The organism is Companilactobacillus nuruki, from assembly GCF_002872255.1.
GTDB lineage: Bacteria > Bacillota > Bacilli > Lactobacillales > Lactobacillaceae > Companilactobacillus > Companilactobacillus nuruki.
Genome location: NZ_NIPR01000003.1, coordinates 24,086 through 43,985, shown reverse-complemented (window position 1 = coordinate 43,985; position 19,900 = coordinate 24,086). Strand labels below are relative to the sequence as shown.

Sequence of the window (19,900 nt, the reverse complement as noted above, 5' to 3'; positions counted from 1 at the left end):
TTATTTTTTTAGTCAATTATAGTTCGGTACCTAATTCTTGCGTTTCTCAACAAAACTAACTAATTTCTTATTATTAACTTTCTAATTAATATCTTAGACCAAACTAAAATATGGTTTCAAAAAACTTTCAAATTGGCATTCTGTCATGGAAACGTAATATTATAATTCAGTACTGATACAAGTAAGCTTCAACCCTTCAAAGTAATAATAAATAATAGTTCAGCAAAACATTATTCCAAAATTTTCAATTATTATTCGGATTTTAATTCATTTATTCCAAATTGTTATCAATAATGTTTCATAGAAAATCAAAAGCGATAAATCAATTTTTGATTTTATCGCTTTTATTTGTTCTATTTAAAAAATAATTCTTTACAAGCATTTGAGATAGCAATCTTAACATGTTCATAAGTTAGACCACCCTGAATATAGATAATATAAGGGGCGCGCATTGGACCATCACAAGAAAATTCGATACTTGCTCCTGAGACAAAGGTTCCCGCCGCCATAACAACCTGATCTTCATATCCAGACATAGCACTTGGTACTGGAGAAACATTTGAATCAATTGGAGAAAACTTTTGAACCATTTTGGCAAATTGAACCATTTTATCAGGATCATTAAATTCTATCGTTTGAATTAAATCAGTCCGATCATCGTCCCATTTGGGTGACACATTCAAGCCTAGTTTTTCAAAAATACCCGCTTCAAAAATTGCACCTTTAATAGCGTTTCCAGTGACCCTTGGTGCTAGGAAGAAACCTTGAAACATTTCAGCCTGACGACCAATGGTTGCTCCCTCAGATCCTCCAATTCCTGGCGCAGTTAGGCGATAGCTAGCTAATTCAACTAATTCCTTTTTACCTACAATGTATCCACCAACTTTAGCCAAACCACCACCAGCATTTTTGATTAAAGAACCTGCCATCAAATCAGCTCCAACTTCAGTTGGTTCAATGGTTTCAGAAAATTCCCCATAGCAATTATCAACAAAAATAATTGCATCAGAAACCGTTTTTACTTGTTTAATGATCTCAGCAATTTCTTTTACCGTTAAACTCTTTCTGGTTGAATAACCACGTGACCTTTGAATAGCAATGACTTTAGGCCTTTCTTTGGTAATCTTTTTTTTCATCAAATTAAAATTAACATGGTTCCCATCCATCTCAACATAATCAAAACCTATCTTATAGTCGATTAAAGAACCCTTTTTATTACCTGCAGTTCCGATAACCTCTTGCATAGTATCATATGGCTCACCCGTCACATATAACAAATTATCCCCTGGACGCAAGAGTCCAAAAAGAGCGGTAGCCAACGTATGAGTTCCTGAAACAAATTGTGGGCGGACCAGAGCGGCCTCTGTCTTGAAAACATCAGCGTAAACAGCTTCTAATTGGTCACGTCCACGGTCATCATCCCCATAACCAGTCGTGCCAAGTAAACTACTCTCATCAATATTTTCTTTTCTGAAAGCCTCTAAAACCTTATTTTGATTGTCCAAAACTTGTTCATCAATCTCAGCCAATTTTGGAGCAATGGTCTTATCTGTATCTTTAATAATTTCCTTTAATCTATCCGGAAATTTAGCATCCCATTTAATCATTATGCCCTCCTATAAATTCAATGATATTTTTTTCAATCATTTCTTGATAATTTTTATCATCACTTATATTATACCAATCTACATCCATCTGATTACGGAAATAAGTAAATTGACGTTTAGCAAAATGACGAGAATTCTTCTTAACTTCACTCAAACATTCATCCAAATCAGCTTGACCATCAAAATATGGAAATAACTCTTTATAACCAATACCATTCTTAGCTTGAGGAAATATATCTTGATGATCATAAACATATCTAGCTTCATCTAATAAGCCCAGAGAAACCATTTTATCAACCCTTTTATTAATACGATCATAAAGTTTAGAACGCTCATCTGTTAAACCAATTAAATAAAAATCAGCCCATTTCATACCATTATTTTGTTCTGCAATCGATTTTCCTGTTGTTCTGATCACCTCAATGGCCCTGATTAGACGACGAGAGTTTTCAATATCAATCTTTTGAAAAGCTAAAGGATCTTCTTTTTTCAAAATATTTTGTAACTCTTTTAAATTACCAGCTTGTTCTAACTTTATTAATTCATCTCGAATTGTTTTATCGCTAGTAGATTTACCACCCAAATTGAGATTATTTATTAAAGAACTTAAATAAAAGCCTGTTCCTCCTACCACTAAAGGTAATTTTTTTTTGGAGTTCAATTCTGTGATTACTTGACGAGCCTTTGATTGAAAATCCTTAACAGTATATCGCTGATCCGCATCACAAATATTTACCAAATGATGAGGGACTTCTAACAATTCTTGCTGCGAATCCTTAGCTGTTCCTATATCTAAGCGGCGATAAATCTGCATCGAATCACCTGAAATAATCTCTCCATCAAATTTTTTTGCTAACTTTAAACCCAAAGCACTTTTGCCAACTGCAGTTGGCCCTACTATCGCAACAACTTTTATCAAAAAATTACCTCTCTTGGACAGTTTTTTATAGATATTTTATAAGAAATACACCATAATGGAAATTAAAGACAGGAGGAATATTATTATGGCAAAAAAACAAAAACATCTTCGTTTTGTTAAAGGTTTCCTTGTAGGTTCATTAACAACAGCTACTGCTGTTTATGGTGCTTTGCACGCATTTAAGAAAAAGGTCATCGAACCTGAAAATGAGGAAACTGATCGTATCGAAGCCAACCGCAGACGTGCTAACCGTAAAAGTTTACAAGCACACCAAGGTTAATTCAATATTTTAATTATACTAAAAAATGCTGTGTCAGAATTTATTCTGCACAGCATTTTTTTATAATTTAGTAGTTTTCTTCTTTTTACCTTCCCAATCGGCAAAACGGTCCTCTAACCACTTAACATCAGTAAAGCCCCATTTTTTTTGCAATTTAAGAGCCGCACGGACACATGTATTCTTATTATCTCCATACAAATAGACTGGAAGATCAGGTCGCAATTCACCCTCATTATACTTTAATTGCGTATATGGAAGGTTTCTAGCCCCTAGAATATGATTGGCATCAAATGCATTTTTTTCTCTTAAATCAACAATTTGAGCTTTTCTCATAGTTTCCTCAAACGTCTTTTGGTCAAGAGCTCCCTTCATCTGTCTACCTTTAAGCCAAAAGTAGAGATATGAACCAACCCAGTAAACCAAAAAGCCAATTACAACAACATACAAAATAGCATTCAAAACTTGCATCAACAAAAACTCCTAATCTACTTTAATTAAAGAAGCAGCACCAATAACACCAGCACCATTACCAAGACTTGCAAGTCTTAGTTCTGTTGAATCCTTAATAGTAGCAAATTCGTTTGCACGCATAGCCTTATCAACTTTGTTTAACAAGAATTCACCAGCAGCTGAAACACCACCACCAATAACGATGTACTTAGGATTCAATGTATTAGCAATGTTACCCAGAACAAATCCTAGTGAATCACAAACATAATCAGCTACGATCACTGCTAGGTCATCATCTTTTTTAGCTAAATCAAAAACATCTTTAGCTGAAATATCTTGACCATCATCAAGCATTTCTTTTAACTCAGAATTTCCAGCATACTCTGAAGCACGATCTCTAGCAACACGTACAATACCAGTAGCTGAAGCGATTGTTTCTAAACAACCACGCTTACCACAAGTACACATGAAACCATTAGGGTCAACTGTGACATGGCCAATTTCTCCAGCAGCACCATTGGCGCCTTGAACTAATTTACCATTAGTGATGATACCACCACCAACACCAGTACCAAGAGTTACGAAAACAACATCATCGGCATTATTACCAGCACCTTGCCATCTTTCACCAAGAGCTGCAACATTGGCATCATTTTCAATAGTTACAGGAAGACCTGTTCCCTTTTGAATATCACGCACTGGATAAACTTCATTAGTCCAGTTAAGATTAAAGGCACCCTTGATCGTACCTTTTTCATGATTGATAGTACCAGGTGAACCTAATCCAATACCATCAAATTGATCTGGAGTCATATCATACATCTTAATATGATGATTGATTGAATCAATAATATCAGGAATAATCAATTGTCCATCAGATAGAATATTTGTTTCAATACTCCATTTTTGTTGAATCTCACCTTTATCAGTAAGAATAGCAAATTTAATTGTTGTACCACCAAGGTCAACACCGATTAACTTTTTGTCTGTCACTTTGATCTGTCCTTTTCTTCTTCTTTTCTGTGCTCACGTTTTAAGACCAATTGAGCTCTTATAAAAGTCTGTTTGTCGATTACTCCACTCTCGTACAAGCGCTTAACCTCAATAAACATAAGTTCAATGTCCCATATTCTTTTACCAACATGAACAAAGGTTCCATATCGTTTCAGCAATTGCTGTACATCATAGAGGGTTCTAAAGCTCATTTCATCCATAAACTATCATACCCTTTACATACATAAAATAAGAAATAACGACAACTAATACTATAGCCAGTATTCGAAGAATCATCTTGGGACGGTTAATTTTTGGCAATCCTAATGCATAACCTATTAGCAATCCACCAATAGCACCACCAACATGACCCCAGATATCGATACCTGACATGGTTAAATCCATTAACAAATTAATAACAATCAGACCAAGAAAACTTTTACCAAGCTCGGTCAAAAAACGGTTTTCACGATAAATATAAGCAATAGCAATAAATGCCGCAAACATTCCGAATAATGAGGTACTAGCACCTGCCGAAATGGCATTGTTAGCTCCAAAAGCTAAACTAGCCAAATTTCCCATAATACCGCTTACTATATAAATAATGAAAAAGCGCCAATGACCGATCATTGGTTCCAATATCTGACCAACATATAATAGTGTAAACCCATTCATAAAAATATGAAAGACACCAATATGTAAAAATATTGGTGTAATTAAACGCCACCATTGACCTTCTTGAACCAAACCATTGGTTTTTGCACCTAACATTATTAAAGTATTAATGTTCTTTGAACCACCACTAAAGGTTTCAACAAGGAAAACACCAATTGTGATGGCTAACAATCCCCAGGTTACATAAGCCTTACTCTGTCGATTTATTATCTGTTGCATTAGATTCATCCTCTGAAACAATAATCTTATCAATTGATTTATCCAAAACATAGATTGGCCATGGTGTTTGTTCGTAATATTGTCTGGATAGAGCTAAGGAAATCGTCTTAGTTGGATACTTAGCTAAATATCGATCATAATATCCAGTTCCAAATCCTAGTCGATAATTGTCTTTTGAATAGGCTAGGCCTGGAACAATCATTAGGTCAGGAGGGTCCATTATATTATTTTCATAATCCTTAGGTTCCTTAGCACCAAATGAATTTTCAACTAATTCGGTTTCTTTAGTATATTTAATAAAAGTCATTGAATAATCTTGAAAAGTCTTAGGAATATAAACTTCTTTTCCCATTTCCCAACATTGATTAATAATTGGAAAGGTCGGAATTTCATCATTTATACTTAAGGTAATACCAATACTAGGTGCATTTTGAAAATCTATATTATTGAACAATTGAAAATAAAGACTATTGATTTCCTTTTGAGCTTTATCAGATTTCATAAATGCACTGACTAAATCAATTTGCTTTTTTCTAAAGCTTACCTTATCCAATTAATCACTCCCTAGTAAAAAAAAACAACAGGAATTTTAACCTGTTGTTTATTTTGTTTCACGATGCAATGTAACAGTACGTTCTCTTGGACAATATTTCTTAAGTTCAAGACGATCAGGATTGTTACGTTTGCTCTTGTTTGTTAGATATGTACGTTCATGACATGAAGTACATTCCATTGTTATGTTTACTCTCATCTTTTGGAACATCCTTTCATAATTCTAAACTAAATTCAACTAATTAAATATATCATTTTTTAGCTTATTTTGAAAGGCTAAATTCAGATTATTTCTGACCAGTCATCTTATAATAATCTGTATAAATTTCCTTAGCAAGCAATTGTGGATATCCACCATCTTCACTAGTTAAATTAGGGAAAACAATCGCCATAGCAATATTAGGATCATCATAAGGTCCAAAACTTACTAAACTTGTAGTAATTGTTTCAGGAGGATCTGATGACGGATTATCAGGGTCATAATAGAATGACTGAGCTGTACCTGTCTTAGCAGCAACTGCTGGTGAAAGATCAGCTAACCTAGTGGCAGTCGTCCAGTATCCACTACCATGAACAGCAGCATACATACCTTTTCTAACGACATCCAATTCATCTTGAGTTACTCCAACCTTATTAAGTACAGATGGCTTAGTAACAGATTCATAAGCACCCTTAGTTCCATCATCTTTAGTCTTCTGAATAGATTGAACGATATATGGTTTCAAACGATATCCACCATTAGCAATCGTTGAAATATATTGAGCCATTTCAATCAATGTATAGGCATCATAGTTACCATACGATAGATCCAGTGCTGAACCAGTCTTTAGTTCACCGTCACTATTTTTAGTAGCACCCTCAATACCGGTTGTTTCACCAGAAATATCAATCCCAGTCTTAACACCTAATCCAAATTGATTAAAGTATCCACGCAATTTAGAAAAAATGTCTGAATCCATATGAATATATGAATTTGGAGTATATTTAGCATTAGCCTCTTTCATTGCCAAATTCATCATATAGATATTAGATGAAAATTGTAACGCCTGAATTGCAGTCAAACTACTAAATGTTCCAGCTGGATAAACAGACTTCTTAACTGGGGTACCTGGCAAGTAAATTGGAGTATCATCTTGACTATTATTCTCAGGAGTAATAACCCCATCCATCAAGGCACCTAATACTGTAGCTCCCTTAACAGCAGAACCCATAACAAATGTTCGATTAATAACACCAAGTGAATCTTCAGTTGTTTTACCAGTTTTAGGATCATTGTGAATCCCAGCCATAGCTAGAACAGCACCAGTCTTAGGATTAACAGCCACTGCATATGCACCATCTGAATATTGAGTTATACCAGCCGCCTTAGCGGAATTATATTGCTCTTCCAATGCACTTTGAACTTGCTTTTGGAACTTAGAATCAATTGTTAAATTAAGATTACCACCCTTTTGACCCTTATAGAGTAAGGTACTCTTCTTAATTTGATTATTTGAACCAACTTGAACCTCCCTTTGACTCTTAGTACCGGCCAAAATGGATTCATAGTTTTTCTCCAAATAACTTGTACCAACACGGTCATTTCGTGAATAACCAGAAGCCAGCATCTTATTCAACTCATCATCAGGGATACCCTGTTGCTCAGTTGAGACACCACCAATGATACTAGCAATAGATTTACCCTGAGGATATTCACGTTCCCAATTACTGCCAATACTGATACCTGGCAATTCTGTTAAATGCTCACTGACTTGAGCGATTTCTTTAGCAGTCAGATTCTTATCCTTCAAAAATACTGATGAAAGTGAATATGCTGCACTCATTTTTTTAAACAAAGTTGCCCTTTGAAGGTCTTTATCATTCAAATGAATACCCTGTTGTTCAATATATTTAACTTCATTGGCATAAATCTTAGTAGACGTCAACGAATCTCCTCTGGAATCAACCCGATAGGATTTTGGCATCTGTTTAGCAACTTGTTCTGATTTATTAGGTGCTGCCAAAATATAATCCGCTTTATCTCGCTTAGTTAAATTACCTACTTCAACAGTCATGTATTTTGTCAATCGATTGGCGATTGTATAAATATCACTCGATTTAACACTCCCACTCTTCGTATACGTAATTGCATTCGAAGTCGAGTTACCAACTAATAATCTGCCTTTAGAATCATAAATCATTCCACGTGGTACATTGCCTGTCATTACTGTCTTATCTGTTCGATCAACCTCAGCTGTAAACTTACCACCATAAACAATCTGGAGATAAGCCAACTGTGCGACTAACATTGCGAATAGAACAAAGACAATAAAAAAAAGCAGGTTTAGACGAAATGGAATAGTAGACTTCGCTTGACTACCTGTTCTTTTCTTTATTATATCCAGTATTCTTCTCATATTTATCCTTCAAAAAAACGAATAATTACTCATTCGATTTAAAAATATACTTAGGTCCATCAAGATCAGGATCATATTCAACCAATAGATCATATCTAGCAAAGAACCAGGTATCACTATCGGTAATGTAGTATGTTATCCCATTAATGATGGTACTTGATTCCGGATCAACTGGTTTTTCTTTACGCATAGCAATTGAAAAACCATCATGAACCATTGTCTTTCCATAGACCTTACCATAAAAATGTACACCATCACCGGGTACTAAGTCCAACTCTTCTTCAAACCATTTAATTGCTTGGTCAGTTAATTCTATTTTCATCACGTTCACCTCAACATTTTACTAAGATAAACATAGCAGAAAACGTATTCACTAAGCAACCTCAACGGCTTTTATTGTTACCTCATAACCACCAACAGGTGTTTCAACAGTAACGACATCACCAACATGTTTACCTATCAAAGCTTTGGCAATAGGAGAATCATTTGAAATTTTACCCTTATCAGGATCAGATTCAGAAGCACCTACGATCGTATAAACATCAGGCTCCTCACCATCTTCTTGGACGGTAACCTTTTTACCAATTGAAATTTCATCAGCATCAACATCATCAGCATCAATAACATTAGCGTATTGTAATTGCTCAATAATTTGTGAAATTCTTGATTCAACGACACTTTGTTCATCTTTAGCAGAAGTATATTCTGAATTTTCTGATAAATCGCCAAAACTTCTAGCAATCTTAATACGATTGATTACCTCAGGACGTTTAACTTTTTTTAAATTTTCTAATTCTTCTTCTAGCTGTTTTTTACCTTCAGCTGTCATTGGATAACTTCTATCTGCCATTTTTATAACTTCCTTTTCAAAATCATTATTATTATAATTTCAAAATGTCATCTAATCAAACGCGATTAGATGACATTTATTTTATATACGATTATACATTATTGTCCAGTCTTTGCATATCTACTGTTGTGCTCTTCAAGAGTATGTGAGTAAGTAATCTTACCTGTCTTCAAATTAGCGAAGAAGTATAGATAATCTTGATCTCTATCAGCAGGATTCAATGTTGCTTCAATTGAGTCCATACTTGGCGTATTAAACGGACCAGGACCGAATCCTTTATTCTTATACAAGTTATACGGTGATTTAACACTAGTATCTTTGTTAGTCAAACTGGTCTTATGGGTATTCAAAGCATACATGACCGAAATATCAGATTGTAATGGCATATCTATTGCCAAACGGTTAAAGAATACACCTGCAATCTTTTTACGATTCTTTGTATCCAAGCCTTCACGTTCAACTAATGAAGCCAAAGTCATAATCTGTTGTACAGTATAGCCCTTTTCTTTAATAGTTGCGTAATAAGGTTGTAACTTTTCATCTTCATTAGCAACCATTTGGTTAACTAACTCTTTTAAAGTCATTCCCTTATAAACACTATATGTGGCTGGGAACAGATAACCTTCCAAGTGATATCTAACATTCTTTTTAGCCATTGAAGAATCAAGCAACTGTGGATATTTCTTTTGAAGTTGCTTCATGTAAGATTCATCCTTCATCAGCTTCAAGAAATCAGACTTCTTGAATTTCAAACTCTTCTTAGTTCCACTCTGAATAGCATCACCAATTTGATCAATCGTTATACCTTCACGAACTAATACGCTGTCACCCGAGTTACTTACTGGTGGTTGTGCGCTTCCACCCTTTTGTAACTGTTTAACAACATCGCTCACGCCCCATGACTGTTTAAACTTATAATAACCAGCTTGAAAATCGTTATAGTTTTGAGCTTTAATGTAAAAATTAAAGACGGTTGCACTTTTGATGATTTTATCTTTCTCAAGTGTTTTAGCAATTTCTTTACTAGAAGAACCTACTGGGATTTTAACAACAACATCTTCTTTACTATTTGCATCATATGGTTGTAATGAACTATTTACATAATTGAAGCCAATTATAGCAACAACTACCGCCAACACAGCAATCACACCAACTATCCAATATGCAATATGATTTGCAACGGAACGTTCTTTGGCACGACTTTTTATCTTGTCATTAGATTCTTGCTGTAAAGCTTCTTTTTTATCATCCTTCTGGCTCAAGACACAGCCTCCCGAGTTAATTTATTAGAATTATACCATTAGATTTGGAATAATTATCTAATTTCCACATTAAATTTTTGAACTAAACTGTCTTTAACAAGTGAGAATGCCTTTTCAACTTCATCATCAGTCAAAGTATCATCTGGATTCAAGAATTCTAAATGATACCCAAGTGACTTATGACTAGGTTTAATGTTCTTACCTTCGTAGACATCAAAAATATTAACATCTTTCAAGTACTTTCCGCCATTATTATAAATATCAGCAATAATTTGACCATTTTCAACGGTCTTATCAACCAAAATTGCCAAATCACGACTAATTGATGGATATTTAGGCGCACTTTGAGCTTGAACACTCTTTTTGTTCAAATTGAATAGCAGATCAACGTTCAATTCAAAAACGAAAGTGTCATCAATACTATGAGCTTTTTGATAGTTAGGATGTAATTTACCAACTAATCCAATTACTTGCTCATTGGCCAAAATTTTGGCCGTTTGACCTGGATGCAAGTTGCTGTATTCATCAGTCGCTACAAAAGTAAAATCAGAATCGGCATTGACATTATTAAGCAATTCTTCAACTAAACCTTTAACATAATAAAAATCTACTTTTTGCGCTTTAGTATTCCAAGAATCACTTACTACGTTACCACTCACGGCTCCAGAAATATATTCAACCTCATTGGGACGATCTTGTCCAGTTGGTCTATCAAAAATACGTGCTTGTTCAAAAATACTTATGTCAGCATTCTTACGCGCTTGATTATACGCAATATTTCTAACTAAGCCGGGGATCAAACTACTTCTTAGATATTCGTGATCTTCAGTCATTGGATGTAATAATTTAGTATATTCAGTGTCAATTGCATTAAAATCATCAACTTCTTTTTTATTCAAGAGACTGTAATTGATAACCTCATCCATCCCAGCTCCTAATAAAACATTACGCAATTTATTATTTAATTCACGTTTTGGACTATAACCTCCACGTGTTTCCATACCTGCAGGTAAGGTATTTGGTAAATTGGCATAGCCATAAATACGATTAACCTCTTCTACAAGGTCTGCTTCAATACTCATATCCCAACGACGTGTTGGTACAGAAACCGTTAAGTTATCCCCATCAACCTCAACGTTAAAACCTAGACGCTCCAAGATACCAACCATTTTTTCTGTAGTGAGTTCTAAGCCCATCAAATGATTGATATGTGAAACACTACCTTTGATAATCGTTGGTTTAGCCTCAATATAACTACCAATAATCGTTTCAGAGATTTCCTTAACTGAATCTGTTTGATCAACCAACTGAGTAGCACGTGTCAAAGCTTCAGTAACAATTCCATTATCAACGCCCTTTTCAAAACGGTTAGAGGCATCATTACGCAAGTCATGTCTTTGAGCTGTCTTACGTACATGAGCACCATCAAAGACACCAGCCTCCAATAGAACATTAGTAGTGTTCTCATCTACTTTTGCTACATCACTAGAAATAATCCCAGCAAGACCAATAATTTGATTACCAGAAGACACTACCAAGTCATTTTGGTCTAAAACCTTATCATTATCAGATAAATTTAATTTGTCGCCATTTTCAGCAAATTTAACTGTTAATTGGTTACTTTCTAATTTGTCTAAATCATAAGCTTGAATTGGTTGACCATATTCGATCATTACATAATTAGCTGCATCAATCACGCTATTAACCGGACGAATATTTTGATTCCAAAGTCTTCTTTGCATCCACAGTGGACTCTTGCCAACTTTAACATCCTTTAATTCACGAATTAGATAATCTGGTACTAAGTCCTTGTTTTCAACAGCAACATCAATGTCACTAAACTCTTTAACTTTATCATTAATTAATTTAGGTTCAGTAAAACTTGGCTTTTCATCATAAGTAGCACCTATTTCCCAAGCAGCACCACGCATACCCAAAGTATCAGCACGATTAGGGGTAATATCAATATCAATCATTTGGTCCTTAAGACCCAATAAATCATAAACCGCCTCACCAGGTTTTTGTGGTTCATCAAAAACATAAATTCCATTTTCAAATTCTTCAGGCATGTATTTAGCTGGTACGCCAACCTCATCAAGTCCACAGATCATACCATTTGATTCTTGACCACGTAACTTACCGCGTTTAATACGAACTCCATTTGGCAAATGTGCACCATGCATTGCAACAATTACATATTGATCAGCTGCAACATTTGGCGCCCCACAAACGATCTGAATATCTTCAGCTTCACCAACATCAACCTTACATACTTTCAAGTGATCTGAATCAGGATGTGGCTCAACACTTGTAATATGACCTACAACTAGGCCTGTCAATTCTTCACCTAATTTAACTGGGCCAGATTCAATTCCTGTTAGAGAAATTTTATTAGCCATCTCTTCAACAGTATGATTGACGGGAATATACTCTTTTAACCAATTAGTAGAAATCTTCATTATCTTAATTTACTCCTTTGAATTGTTCTAGGAATCTAACATCATTTAGATAGAAATCACGAATATCGTTAACTCCATATTTGAGCATTGCAAAACGTTCTGGTCCAAGTCCAAAAGCCATTCCGGAATATTCATTAGGGTCAATTCCTGACATCTTTAAAACATTGGGATGTGTAAGTCCGGCTCCTAATACCTCAATCCAACCAGTGTACTTACAGATACGACACCCTTCACCACCACAATTGAAACATGAAACATCGACCTCAACTGATGGCTCAGTGAAAGGAAAGAAACTAGGACGGAAACGAATTTCACGATCAGGTCCAAAGACATGACGACAAAGAGCATCCAAAGTTCCCTTTAAATCAGCCATGGAAATATTTTTATCAACCACTAGACCTTCAATTTGATGGAATTGATGTGAATGAGTTGCATCATCATCATCACGACGATAAACCACTCCTGGTGAGATCATTTTTAGTGGTCCTTTAGTAAAGTCATGAGCTTCCATATCACGACCTTCTTGAGCCGATGTCTGAGTTCTCATAAGCAACTCGTCAGATAAATAAAATGTATCCTGCATATCTCGAGCGGGATGATTCTTAGGGATGTTTAATCTTTCAAAGTTATAATGATCCTCTTCAACCTCATACCCCCCGGCAACCTCATAACCTAAACCAATAAAGAATTGTTCAATATCCTCAATTGTCTGATTCAAGATATGTTTTGTACCCTGAACTTGTTTTGTGGCAGGTAAAGTAACATCAATTTTCTCTTCAGCCAATTTCTTAGCAACGATTGCCTTATTAAGTTCATCCATTTTTTCTTCAATAGCGGCCTGAATATCATTCTTTACATTATTAGCTAACGTACCAATTTCAGGACGTTCTTCAGCTGGAACATCTTTCATACCACGAAGTGCTTTAGTAATTGGTCCCTTCTTGCCTAAAAGATTAACTCTTAGGTCATTTAGTTCTTGCAATCTTTGAGCACGTTTAGCTTCATCGATACCATTTTCTCTTAAATTTTTTAATGTATCATTTAATGACATGTTTTCCTCCAAATGTTATAGAGCGTTTATTCATAAACTTACTAAACAAATCCTCTAAAAATATTTAAATCTGAATAAAATAAAAAAGTCCTCATCCCAAATAAGGGACGAGGACTCGCGGTACCACCCTAGTTCATGTCAAACATGCACTCAAGTGGTTATATAGTAACCAACTAAAAACTCAGAAAGTGAATTCACTGTTTTATTCATCAAGCCTATTCCAGTTTACGGCTCTCCCTGTTATGAAATTCACAGTTACTATTTTTCGTCAAAGTTTAAATATCATTTATTTTTATATAAGTAGATTATACAAAAACTAAAAAGTTTCGCAAGTTTTAAAGTGATTGTAGTCCATACATTAAAACACCCGCAGCTACAGCTACATTAAGTGATTCTGCTTTTCCGAGGATAGGAATATAAATATTTTCATCAGTTTCATTAAGTACCTCTTTAGTAATTCCATGAGCTTCATTACCCATTACTAAAGCAAAATTATCATTCTTTGTTAATTCATTATATGGTTTAACATTTGAATTTACTTCAGATCCATAAACCCTTAGGCCTGATTCTTTAGCCATATTAATAGCCTTGTTTATATCCATCCGATAAATTGGCAAATGAAATTGACTTCCTTGCATCGAACGCTGTACCTTTGGTTGATAAAAATCTGCTGAATCCAAACTAGTAATAACGCCATCGTAGCCGGCAGCATCGGCAGTTCTGATAATTGTTCCTACATTACCTGGGTCTTGAACATCATCTAGCATAACCCATTTTCCAGTAATATTTTCTAAATTATCACTTTCTTGTACTTTGAGAACCGCAAAAATTCCCTGTGGAGTCTTTGTTTCTGATAACTCATTAGCAACATCTTCTGAAACTACAGTTGCAATATCATAATATTTTTTAGCTAAACGATCATCTTGATATTTCTCAGTTACGAAAAGTTTAACAATTTCTTGTTCAAATTGATCGGCTTCACGTACTAGATGAAATCCCTCAATCATGTAAGTTCCCGTCTTACGAATATTCTTTGTGGCTGACAATTTTTTCAATTGTTTGATTTCATCATTCTTCTTTGACTCAATATATTTCATATCATCCATCCCTCTTGTTCTATAATATAGATATTAACACATTCAAAGATTTGAGGTGATTAGTTGTGAAACATCTTTCCATTAATGTTAATGGTTTAGTACAAGGCGTTGGATTTAGATATTCAACTTTTCAAGTTGCTAACGAATTGGGAGTTTGCGGCACAGTAAAGAATGAAATAGATGGCTCTGTTTCAATTGAGGCTGAAGCAGATCAAAAAATTCTCTATATTTTTCTAAATCGAGTAAAATCTTCCCCTTCACCCTTTGGAAAAGTGAACAAGTTGGACTATACTTTTTCTGACGACTTGCAACATTACGAAAAATTCACCGTGATTGGTTGAAACGTCAAATGAGTTAACGTATATTACTTTGTATACAATTAAAAGGGTGGTTTATTTAAGTGAATAAAAAATATGTCAAATATTTATCAGTGCTTTCACTCGTCTTAGTACTGACACTAGTTTTGACAGGGTGTGCACAAGGAACAACAAACCTACATGCCCCAACTAGTGGTCCTTATGGATTTATCTATAAGTGGCTAGGTATTCCGTTCCAAAATTTGATTCTAAAGACAGCTCAAGCAGTTGGTGGGAAAAATTCCTATGCTTGGGGAATCGTAATTATTTCTTTCGTTGTTCGTTTAATTCTTGTTCCTTTATCATTGAATCAACAATATAAATCAACAACGCAACAAGAAAAGATGCGCGCTATTCAACCACAATTGAAGTTGATTCAGGATGCGCAAAAGAAAGCTAAGAACCCTGAGGCACAACAAAAAATCAGCGCCTTGATGATGGATGTCTATAAGAAGAATAACATGAGTTTGACTGGTGGTATGGGATGTCTTCCATTGCTACTACAAATGCCAATTTTGATTGGTATTTATCAGGCCGTGCAATATTCTAAACAAATTGGTGCTGCTACATTCTTATCAATTCCACTTGGTAAACCAAGTATGTTGATTGCTATAATTGCTACTTTGTTCTACCTTCTACAAGGTTGGATGTCACTTCAAATAGTTCCACAAGAACAAAGAAAACAAATGCAAACGATGATTATCATGAGTCCTATGATGACATTCTTTATTTCTTTAATTTCAACAGCTGCCTTAGCTCTTTATTTCTTGGTCGGTGGTATTGTAATCGTAATTCAACAACTGATCACTAATTATGTTGTTACACCTAAGATCAGAAAAAGAACTGATGCGGAACTTGCTAAAAATCCAGTAAAAGTTGTTGTTACCCAAGAAATGCTCGATGGTATTTTAGGTAATTCAACTACTGCTTCTACAGGCGATACAGTCACTCCTGAAGCAGAAAAAGAAGATGTCAAAGAAATACACAAGAATATCCGTGAATTGAATCAAGGAAAACAAAATCGTAATAATCAAGATAAATAAAAAACGACCATAATGGTCGTTTTTTATTTATTTTATTTAGTCATTCTTTTTTCCTTATTAGAGGTTTTCTAACTTAAAACAAACGGCGTTAGTAATCAAACTCGATTACTAACGCCGTTTGTTTTAATGAAAGTTAGGCATTCTCACTCTATTTCTTGTTCTGTTTGCTCATCATCCGAAGACTTTTGTATGAGTGGCAATTCAATCTTAAAAACTGTACCCGAACCAACTACACTCTCTACCTCAAGACTACCATGATATATTTCAATCAGCCTTTTAGCAATAGAAAGCCCTAATCCGTTGCCTCCACGTTTTCTAGAACGTGCCTTATCAACTCTATAAAATCTATTAAAAATGCGTTTAAGGTCATTTTTAGCGATTCCTAGGCCATAATCTTGGACAACTACCTCTAACAAAGCGGAATTAGTTGAAGCAGCTAAATTGATCTCTTTTCTATCGGCAGAATACTTAAAGGCGTTATCAAGCAAGATAACCAAGACTTGCTCCAAGTGATTGCGATAAATCTTAACCTCACTACCCTCACGGATATCGTCATCGAAGTTGATCACAAAATCTGGATGCAACATTTTAAAGTCATTATAAACCTGTGTAAACATTGGTTTAACCTCAGTTGTTTGTTCCAAATATGCACTGTCGATCTGTTCAACACGTGTAAGATCTAGCATCTCTTGAATCAAAGATTGCATTCTGTTTAACTCTTGTAATGAAGAATTGATCGAATCATTTAAAACCTCAGGGTCATCCTTACCCCATCGTTGTAACATACTCAAATGCCCTTCAAGGACCGCTACAGGTGTTCTCAATTCATGAGAAACATCTTCCACAAATTCCTTTTGTTGATTTGTATATGCCTGCATCCGATCCAACATCTTATTAATATTAACCGTCAAATCATAAATTTCATCATTTCTTTTACGTATTTTAATTCGAGAGTCTGAATCTGGTTTCTTATTTAAATCGTCAATTGTATTATTTATTTTTTTCAAATCATTTAGAACTAGAGTAACCGCATAAAAACTCAACAATACTCCCAAGATAAATACAACCAGACCACCAACAATTAATCTTGTAACAAATGAATGAATCTCATGAACCGAAGCAACGCTTTGAACAGTTCTCATGGCCAAAATTCCCACAAAAATATAAGCAAGTAAAATTACGATTGAAATCAAAGCAGTCCATTTAAATCTTATTGAAATTCTCATCGACGCATCACGTACCCTTTACCACGAACAGTTGAAATGTAACTAGGTGCCCCCGCACGGTCAATCTTATTTCTAAGATATTTGATATAAACATCAACAACATTAGTTTCTGTTGAAGAACCAGTTCCCCAAACACGTTCCAATAGATCATCTCGACTTAAAACTGTTCCGACATTCTCCATTAGTGCACTCAACAAATCATATTCTCGACGAGTCAAATCTATGACCTCACCGTTACGTTTTAATGTTTGAGTTGTCTTATCGATCACAAGATTCTTATATTTAAGAACTTGATCGTTATTTCTCGTAACATCGATATCTAAATCAATTCGACGCAAAAGTGCTCGAATTCTTGCAAGTAATTCTTCAATTGCAAATGGTTTAACAATATAATCATCGGCACCATGGTCCAAACCAGATACACGATCGATGATTGAATCACGTGCAGTCATCATAATAATCGGTGTATTCTTTTCTTGACGAATGCGACGGCAAACTTCGATACCATTTAGCTCAGGAAGCATTAAATCAAGTAGGATCAAATCCCAATCTTCCGATAAAGCTGCATCAAGGCCGGTTCTACCATCACGTTCAACTGTAACTTCATAATTCTCATGTTGAAGTTCGAGTTGAACAAATTTTGCCATATTCTCTTCGTCTTCAATAACAAGTATTTTAGCCATACGTATCTCCTATACATAAAATATTAAATTATCTTTAATTATAGCCTAATCATTGATTAAAATGTGTCAGTCTTTTGGCACTGCATTAATGATTTTAACATATAGCAAAAATTAAAAGAAGACAAGCTTTAATTTTTATTTTTTTAAACTATATTCTTTAATATTATTTCCAAATATAAAAATAATAACCCTCACTTCACAAAGACTGTGAAATGGGGGTTATTTGAACTATATATTCAAGAAATTAATTAGCCTAACTTCTCAGATTATTGTTCTTCATACCATGTATAGTGGAAAATACCTGGTTTATCGTTTCTTTCATATGTATGAGCTCCAAAGTAATCTCTTTGAGCTTGAATCAAATTAGCAGGTAATACTTCTGAACGATATTGATCGTAATAAGAAATAGCTGCCATAAATCCAGAAACTGGAATTCCTGCTTGTACGGCATAACTAACAACGTCACGAACATCTGCTTGATATTCTTTAACAATACCCTTGAAGTAATCATCTAATAATAAATTGTCCAATTGTGGCTCTTCATCATAAGCATCAGTGATCTTTTGTAGGAATTGTGCCCGAATGATACATCCAGCACGCCAGATTTGAGCAATCTTACCATAATCAAGATTCCAGTCATAATGGTCTGATGCTGCCTTCATTTGAGCGAAACCTTGAGCATAACTAATAATCTTGCTGAAATACAATGCCTTACGAATCTTATCTACCAACTCATCAACATTTTTGATTTCAGGTTTATTTTCTGGTGCAGGTAATACTTTACTTGCGTTGACACGTTCGTCTTTATAAGCTGAAACGTAACGTGAATAAACTGACTCTGTAATCAATGATTGGGGAACACCTAATTCCAAAGCACTTTGGGAACTCCACTTACCAGTACCTTTGTTGCCAGCTTTATCCATAATCTTATTTACGATATAGTCATCTGAACCTTCGTCGTCTTTTCTAGTTAAGATTTGGGATGTAATATCAATTAAATAACTTGAAAGTTCACCCTTATTCCAGTCTTGGAAGACCTCAGCAATCTTATTAACATCATTGTTAAACAAGTGCTTCAACAAGTTATAACTTTCTGAAATTAATTCCATATCACCATATTCAATACCATTATGAACCATCTTTACATAATGACCTGCTCCATTAGGTCCGATATATGTAACACATGGTGCACCGTCTTCATCAGCTTTGGCCGAAATTTGTTCCAAAATAGGAGCAACTAAGTCATAAGCTTCTTTTTGACCACCAGGCATCAATGAAGGACCTTGTAAGGCACCAAGTTCACCACCGGAAACTCCCATTCCAATGAAATTAATTCCTGATTTATCTAGACGTTCACTACGTTCCATTGTATCTTCAAAGAACGTATTACCACCATCAATTAACACATCACCTTTATCCAATAAAGGCAATAATTGATTGATAACAGCATCAGTACCAGCACCAGCTTTGACCATCATCATAATACGACGAGGTTTTTCTAGTGAGTTAACAAAATCCTCAATTGTATAACTTGGTACTAATTTCTTTTCGGGATGTTCCTCAACAACCGCTTTAGTTTTTGAACCTGTACGATTATAGATAGCAACCTCATATCCACGACTTTCAATGTTTAGGGCAAGATTCTTACCCATAACAGCCATACCGATAACACCAATTTGTGGTTTTGCCATTATAATAATTACCTCCGATTTTTGTTCACAATAACATCTTAACAAAAAAATAAAAAAGGAGTGTACAAAATCACTCCATTTTACTTAAATT

Annotated in this window: 21 protein-coding genes; 3 read left to right on the top strand and 18 right to left on the bottom strand. The window is 34.8% G+C overall.

Features of this window, described 5'->3' with window-relative positions; genetic code table 11:
• Positions 1–353: 353 nt before the first annotated feature.
• Complete coding sequence (locus tag CBP76_RS01180; protein WP_174683314.1) at positions 354–1,604, bottom strand: methionine gamma-lyase family protein; 1,251 nt, start codon at positions 1,602–1,604, stop codon at positions 354–356.
• Complete coding sequence (gene miaA / locus CBP76_RS01175; protein WP_102195101.1) at positions 1,600–2,526, bottom strand: tRNA (adenosine(37)-N6)-dimethylallyltransferase MiaA; 927 nt, start codon at positions 2,524–2,526, stop codon at positions 1,600–1,602. The genes CBP76_RS01180 and miaA overlap by 5 nt, the downstream gene beginning before the upstream one ends.
• Before the next feature lie 85 nt (positions 2,527–2,611).
• On the opposite strand from miaA, the gene CBP76_RS01170 reads away from it, so the two are divergent.
• Entirely contained in the window at positions 2,612–2,806 is a 195-nt protein-coding gene (locus CBP76_RS01170) for a DUF3042 family protein (protein WP_102195100.1), read from the top strand.
• A 60-nt stretch (positions 2,807–2,866) separates the two neighbouring features.
• On the opposite strand, the gene CBP76_RS01165 is transcribed toward CBP76_RS01170, so the two are convergent.
• From CBP76_RS01165 to CBP76_RS01105, 13 genes are all read right to left on the bottom strand, one after another.
• Positions 2,867–3,274, bottom strand: a complete 408-nt coding sequence (locus CBP76_RS01165; protein ID WP_102195099.1) for a rhodanese-like domain-containing protein — start codon at positions 3,272–3,274, stop codon at positions 2,867–2,869.
• Between the two features lie 12 nt (positions 3,275–3,286).
• Positions 3,287–4,249 (bottom strand): ROK family glucokinase, encoded by a 963-nt coding sequence (locus tag CBP76_RS01160; RefSeq protein WP_102195098.1) that lies wholly within the window; start codon positions 4,247–4,249, stop codon positions 3,287–3,289.
• Complete coding sequence (locus tag CBP76_RS01155) at positions 4,246–4,470, bottom strand: YqgQ family protein (protein ID WP_102195097.1); 225 nt, start codon at positions 4,468–4,470, stop codon at positions 4,246–4,248. The genes CBP76_RS01160 and CBP76_RS01155 overlap by 4 nt, the downstream gene beginning before the upstream one ends.
• Positions 4,463–5,143 (bottom strand): rhomboid family intramembrane serine protease, encoded by a 681-nt coding sequence (locus CBP76_RS01150; RefSeq protein WP_102195096.1) that lies wholly within the window; start codon positions 5,141–5,143, stop codon positions 4,463–4,465. The genes CBP76_RS01155 and CBP76_RS01150 overlap by 8 nt, the downstream gene beginning before the upstream one ends.
• Positions 5,115–5,696 carry a 5-formyltetrahydrofolate cyclo-ligase gene (locus CBP76_RS01145; RefSeq protein ID WP_102195095.1) on the bottom strand — a complete coding sequence of 194 codons (582 nt, stop codon included), beginning with the start codon at positions 5,694–5,696 and terminating at the stop codon, positions 5,115–5,117. The genes CBP76_RS01150 and CBP76_RS01145 overlap by 29 nt, the downstream gene beginning before the upstream one ends.
• A gap of 48 nt (positions 5,697–5,744) precedes the next feature.
• Positions 5,745–5,894 (bottom strand): 50S ribosomal protein L33, encoded by a 150-nt coding sequence (gene rpmG, locus CBP76_RS01140; protein ID WP_075887565.1) that lies wholly within the window; start codon positions 5,892–5,894, stop codon positions 5,745–5,747.
• Between the two features lie 88 nt (positions 5,895–5,982).
• On the bottom strand, positions 5,983–8,079 hold the full coding sequence (locus CBP76_RS01135) for a peptidoglycan D,D-transpeptidase FtsI family protein (protein WP_425430293.1): 2,097 nt from the start codon (positions 8,077–8,079) through the stop codon (positions 5,983–5,985).
• Between the two features lie 37 nt (positions 8,080–8,116).
• Entirely contained in the window at positions 8,117–8,413 is a 297-nt protein-coding gene (locus CBP76_RS01130; RefSeq protein WP_102195093.1) for a HesB/YadR/YfhF family protein, read from the bottom strand.
• A 51-nt stretch (positions 8,414–8,464) separates the two neighbouring features.
• Complete coding sequence (greA, locus tag CBP76_RS01125) at positions 8,465–8,941, bottom strand: transcription elongation factor GreA (RefSeq protein WP_102195092.1); 477 nt, start codon at positions 8,939–8,941, stop codon at positions 8,465–8,467.
• Between the two features lie 98 nt (positions 8,942–9,039).
• Positions 9,040–10,203: an endolytic transglycosylase MltG gene (mltG, locus tag CBP76_RS01120; RefSeq protein WP_102195091.1), complete on the bottom strand. Its 1,164-nt coding sequence runs from the start codon at positions 10,201–10,203 to the stop codon at positions 9,040–9,042.
• A 53-nt stretch (positions 10,204–10,256) separates the two neighbouring features.
• Positions 10,257–12,662 (bottom strand): phenylalanine--tRNA ligase subunit beta, encoded by a 2,406-nt coding sequence (gene pheT, locus CBP76_RS01115; RefSeq protein ID WP_102195090.1) that lies wholly within the window; start codon positions 12,660–12,662, stop codon positions 10,257–10,259.
• 4 nt (positions 12,663–12,666) lie between these two features.
• A complete protein-coding gene (gene pheS / locus CBP76_RS01110; protein ID WP_102195089.1) occupies positions 12,667–13,713 on the bottom strand; it encodes a phenylalanine--tRNA ligase subunit alpha in 1,047 nt (348 codons plus the stop codon).
• Positions 13,714–14,048: 335 nt separating this feature from the next.
• Positions 14,049–14,810, bottom strand: coding sequence for a TrmH family RNA methyltransferase (locus tag CBP76_RS01105; protein WP_102195088.1), 762 nt, complete (start codon positions 14,808–14,810; stop codon positions 14,049–14,051).
• A 65-nt stretch (positions 14,811–14,875) separates the two neighbouring features.
• Here CBP76_RS01105 and CBP76_RS01100 point away from each other — a divergent pair, with 65 nt between their 5' ends.
• Positions 14,876–15,151 carry an acylphosphatase gene (locus CBP76_RS01100; protein WP_102195087.1) on the top strand — a complete coding sequence of 92 codons (276 nt, stop codon included), beginning with the start codon at positions 14,876–14,878 and terminating at the stop codon, positions 15,149–15,151.
• 59 nt (positions 15,152–15,210) lie between these two features.
• Positions 15,211–16,209 carry a membrane protein insertase YidC gene (gene yidC, locus CBP76_RS01095; protein WP_102195086.1) on the top strand — a complete coding sequence of 333 codons (999 nt, stop codon included), beginning with the start codon at positions 15,211–15,213 and terminating at the stop codon, positions 16,207–16,209.
• A 143-nt stretch (positions 16,210–16,352) separates the two neighbouring features.
• On the opposite strand, the gene CBP76_RS01090 is transcribed toward yidC, so the two are convergent.
• From CBP76_RS01090 to gndA, 3 genes are all read right to left on the bottom strand, one after another.
• On the bottom strand, positions 16,353–17,435 hold the full coding sequence (locus CBP76_RS01090; protein ID WP_102195085.1) for a sensor histidine kinase: 1,083 nt from the start codon (positions 17,433–17,435) through the stop codon (positions 16,353–16,355).
• The gene (locus CBP76_RS01085) at positions 17,432–18,118 is read right to left on the bottom strand and encodes a response regulator transcription factor (RefSeq protein WP_057867881.1); all 687 of its coding nucleotides are present in this window, start codon (positions 18,116–18,118) and stop codon (positions 17,432–17,434) included. The genes CBP76_RS01090 and CBP76_RS01085 overlap by 4 nt, the downstream gene beginning before the upstream one ends.
• A gap of 266 nt (positions 18,119–18,384) precedes the next feature.
• Positions 18,385–19,809, bottom strand: a complete 1,425-nt coding sequence (gene gndA, locus CBP76_RS01080; RefSeq protein WP_102195084.1) for an NADP-dependent phosphogluconate dehydrogenase — start codon at positions 19,807–19,809, stop codon at positions 18,385–18,387.
• Positions 19,810–19,900 lie beyond the last annotated feature (91 nt).

Excerpts from the sequence above, each read along its gene's own strand:
- CBP76_RS01105 (WP_102195088.1), bottom strand. The coding sequence starts at position 14,810 with ATGAAATATATTGAGTCAAAGAAGAATGATGAAATCAAACAATTGAAA.
- CBP76_RS01090 (WP_102195085.1), bottom strand. The coding sequence starts at position 17,435 with ATGAGAATTTCAATAAGATTTAAATGGACTGCTTTGATTTCAATCGTA.
- CBP76_RS01155 (WP_102195097.1), bottom strand. The coding sequence starts at position 4,470 with ATGGATGAAATGAGCTTTAGAACCCTCTATGATGTACAGCAATTGCTG.
- CBP76_RS01085 (WP_057867881.1), bottom strand. The coding sequence starts at position 18,118 with ATGGCTAAAATACTTGTTATTGAAGACGAAGAGAATATGGCAAAATTT.
- rpmG (WP_075887565.1), bottom strand. The coding sequence starts at position 5,894 with ATGAGAGTAAACATAACAATGGAATGTACTTCATGTCATGAACGTACA.
- CBP76_RS01165 (WP_102195099.1), bottom strand. The coding sequence starts at position 3,274 with ATGCAAGTTTTGAATGCTATTTTGTATGTTGTTGTAATTGGCTTTTTG.
- CBP76_RS01150 (WP_102195096.1), bottom strand. The coding sequence starts at position 5,143 with ATGCAACAGATAATAAATCGACAGAGTAAGGCTTATGTAACCTGGGGA.
- pheT (WP_102195090.1), bottom strand. The coding sequence starts at position 12,662 with ATGAAGATTTCTACTAATTGGTTAAAAGAGTATATTCCCGTCAATCAT.
- CBP76_RS01130 (WP_102195093.1), bottom strand. The coding sequence starts at position 8,413 with ATGAAAATAGAATTAACTGACCAAGCAATTAAATGGTTTGAAGAAGAG.
- CBP76_RS01170 (WP_102195100.1), top strand. The coding sequence starts at position 2,612 with ATGGCAAAAAAACAAAAACATCTTCGTTTTGTTAAAGGTTTCCTTGTA.
- pheS (WP_102195089.1), bottom strand. The coding sequence starts at position 13,713 with ATGTCATTAAATGATACATTAAAAAATTTAAGAGAAAATGGTATCGAT.
- greA (WP_102195092.1), bottom strand. The coding sequence starts at position 8,941 with ATGGCAGATAGAAGTTATCCAATGACAGCTGAAGGTAAAAAACAGCTA.
- gndA (WP_102195084.1), bottom strand. The coding sequence starts at position 19,809 with ATGGCAAAACCACAAATTGGTGTTATCGGTATGGCTGTTATGGGTAAG.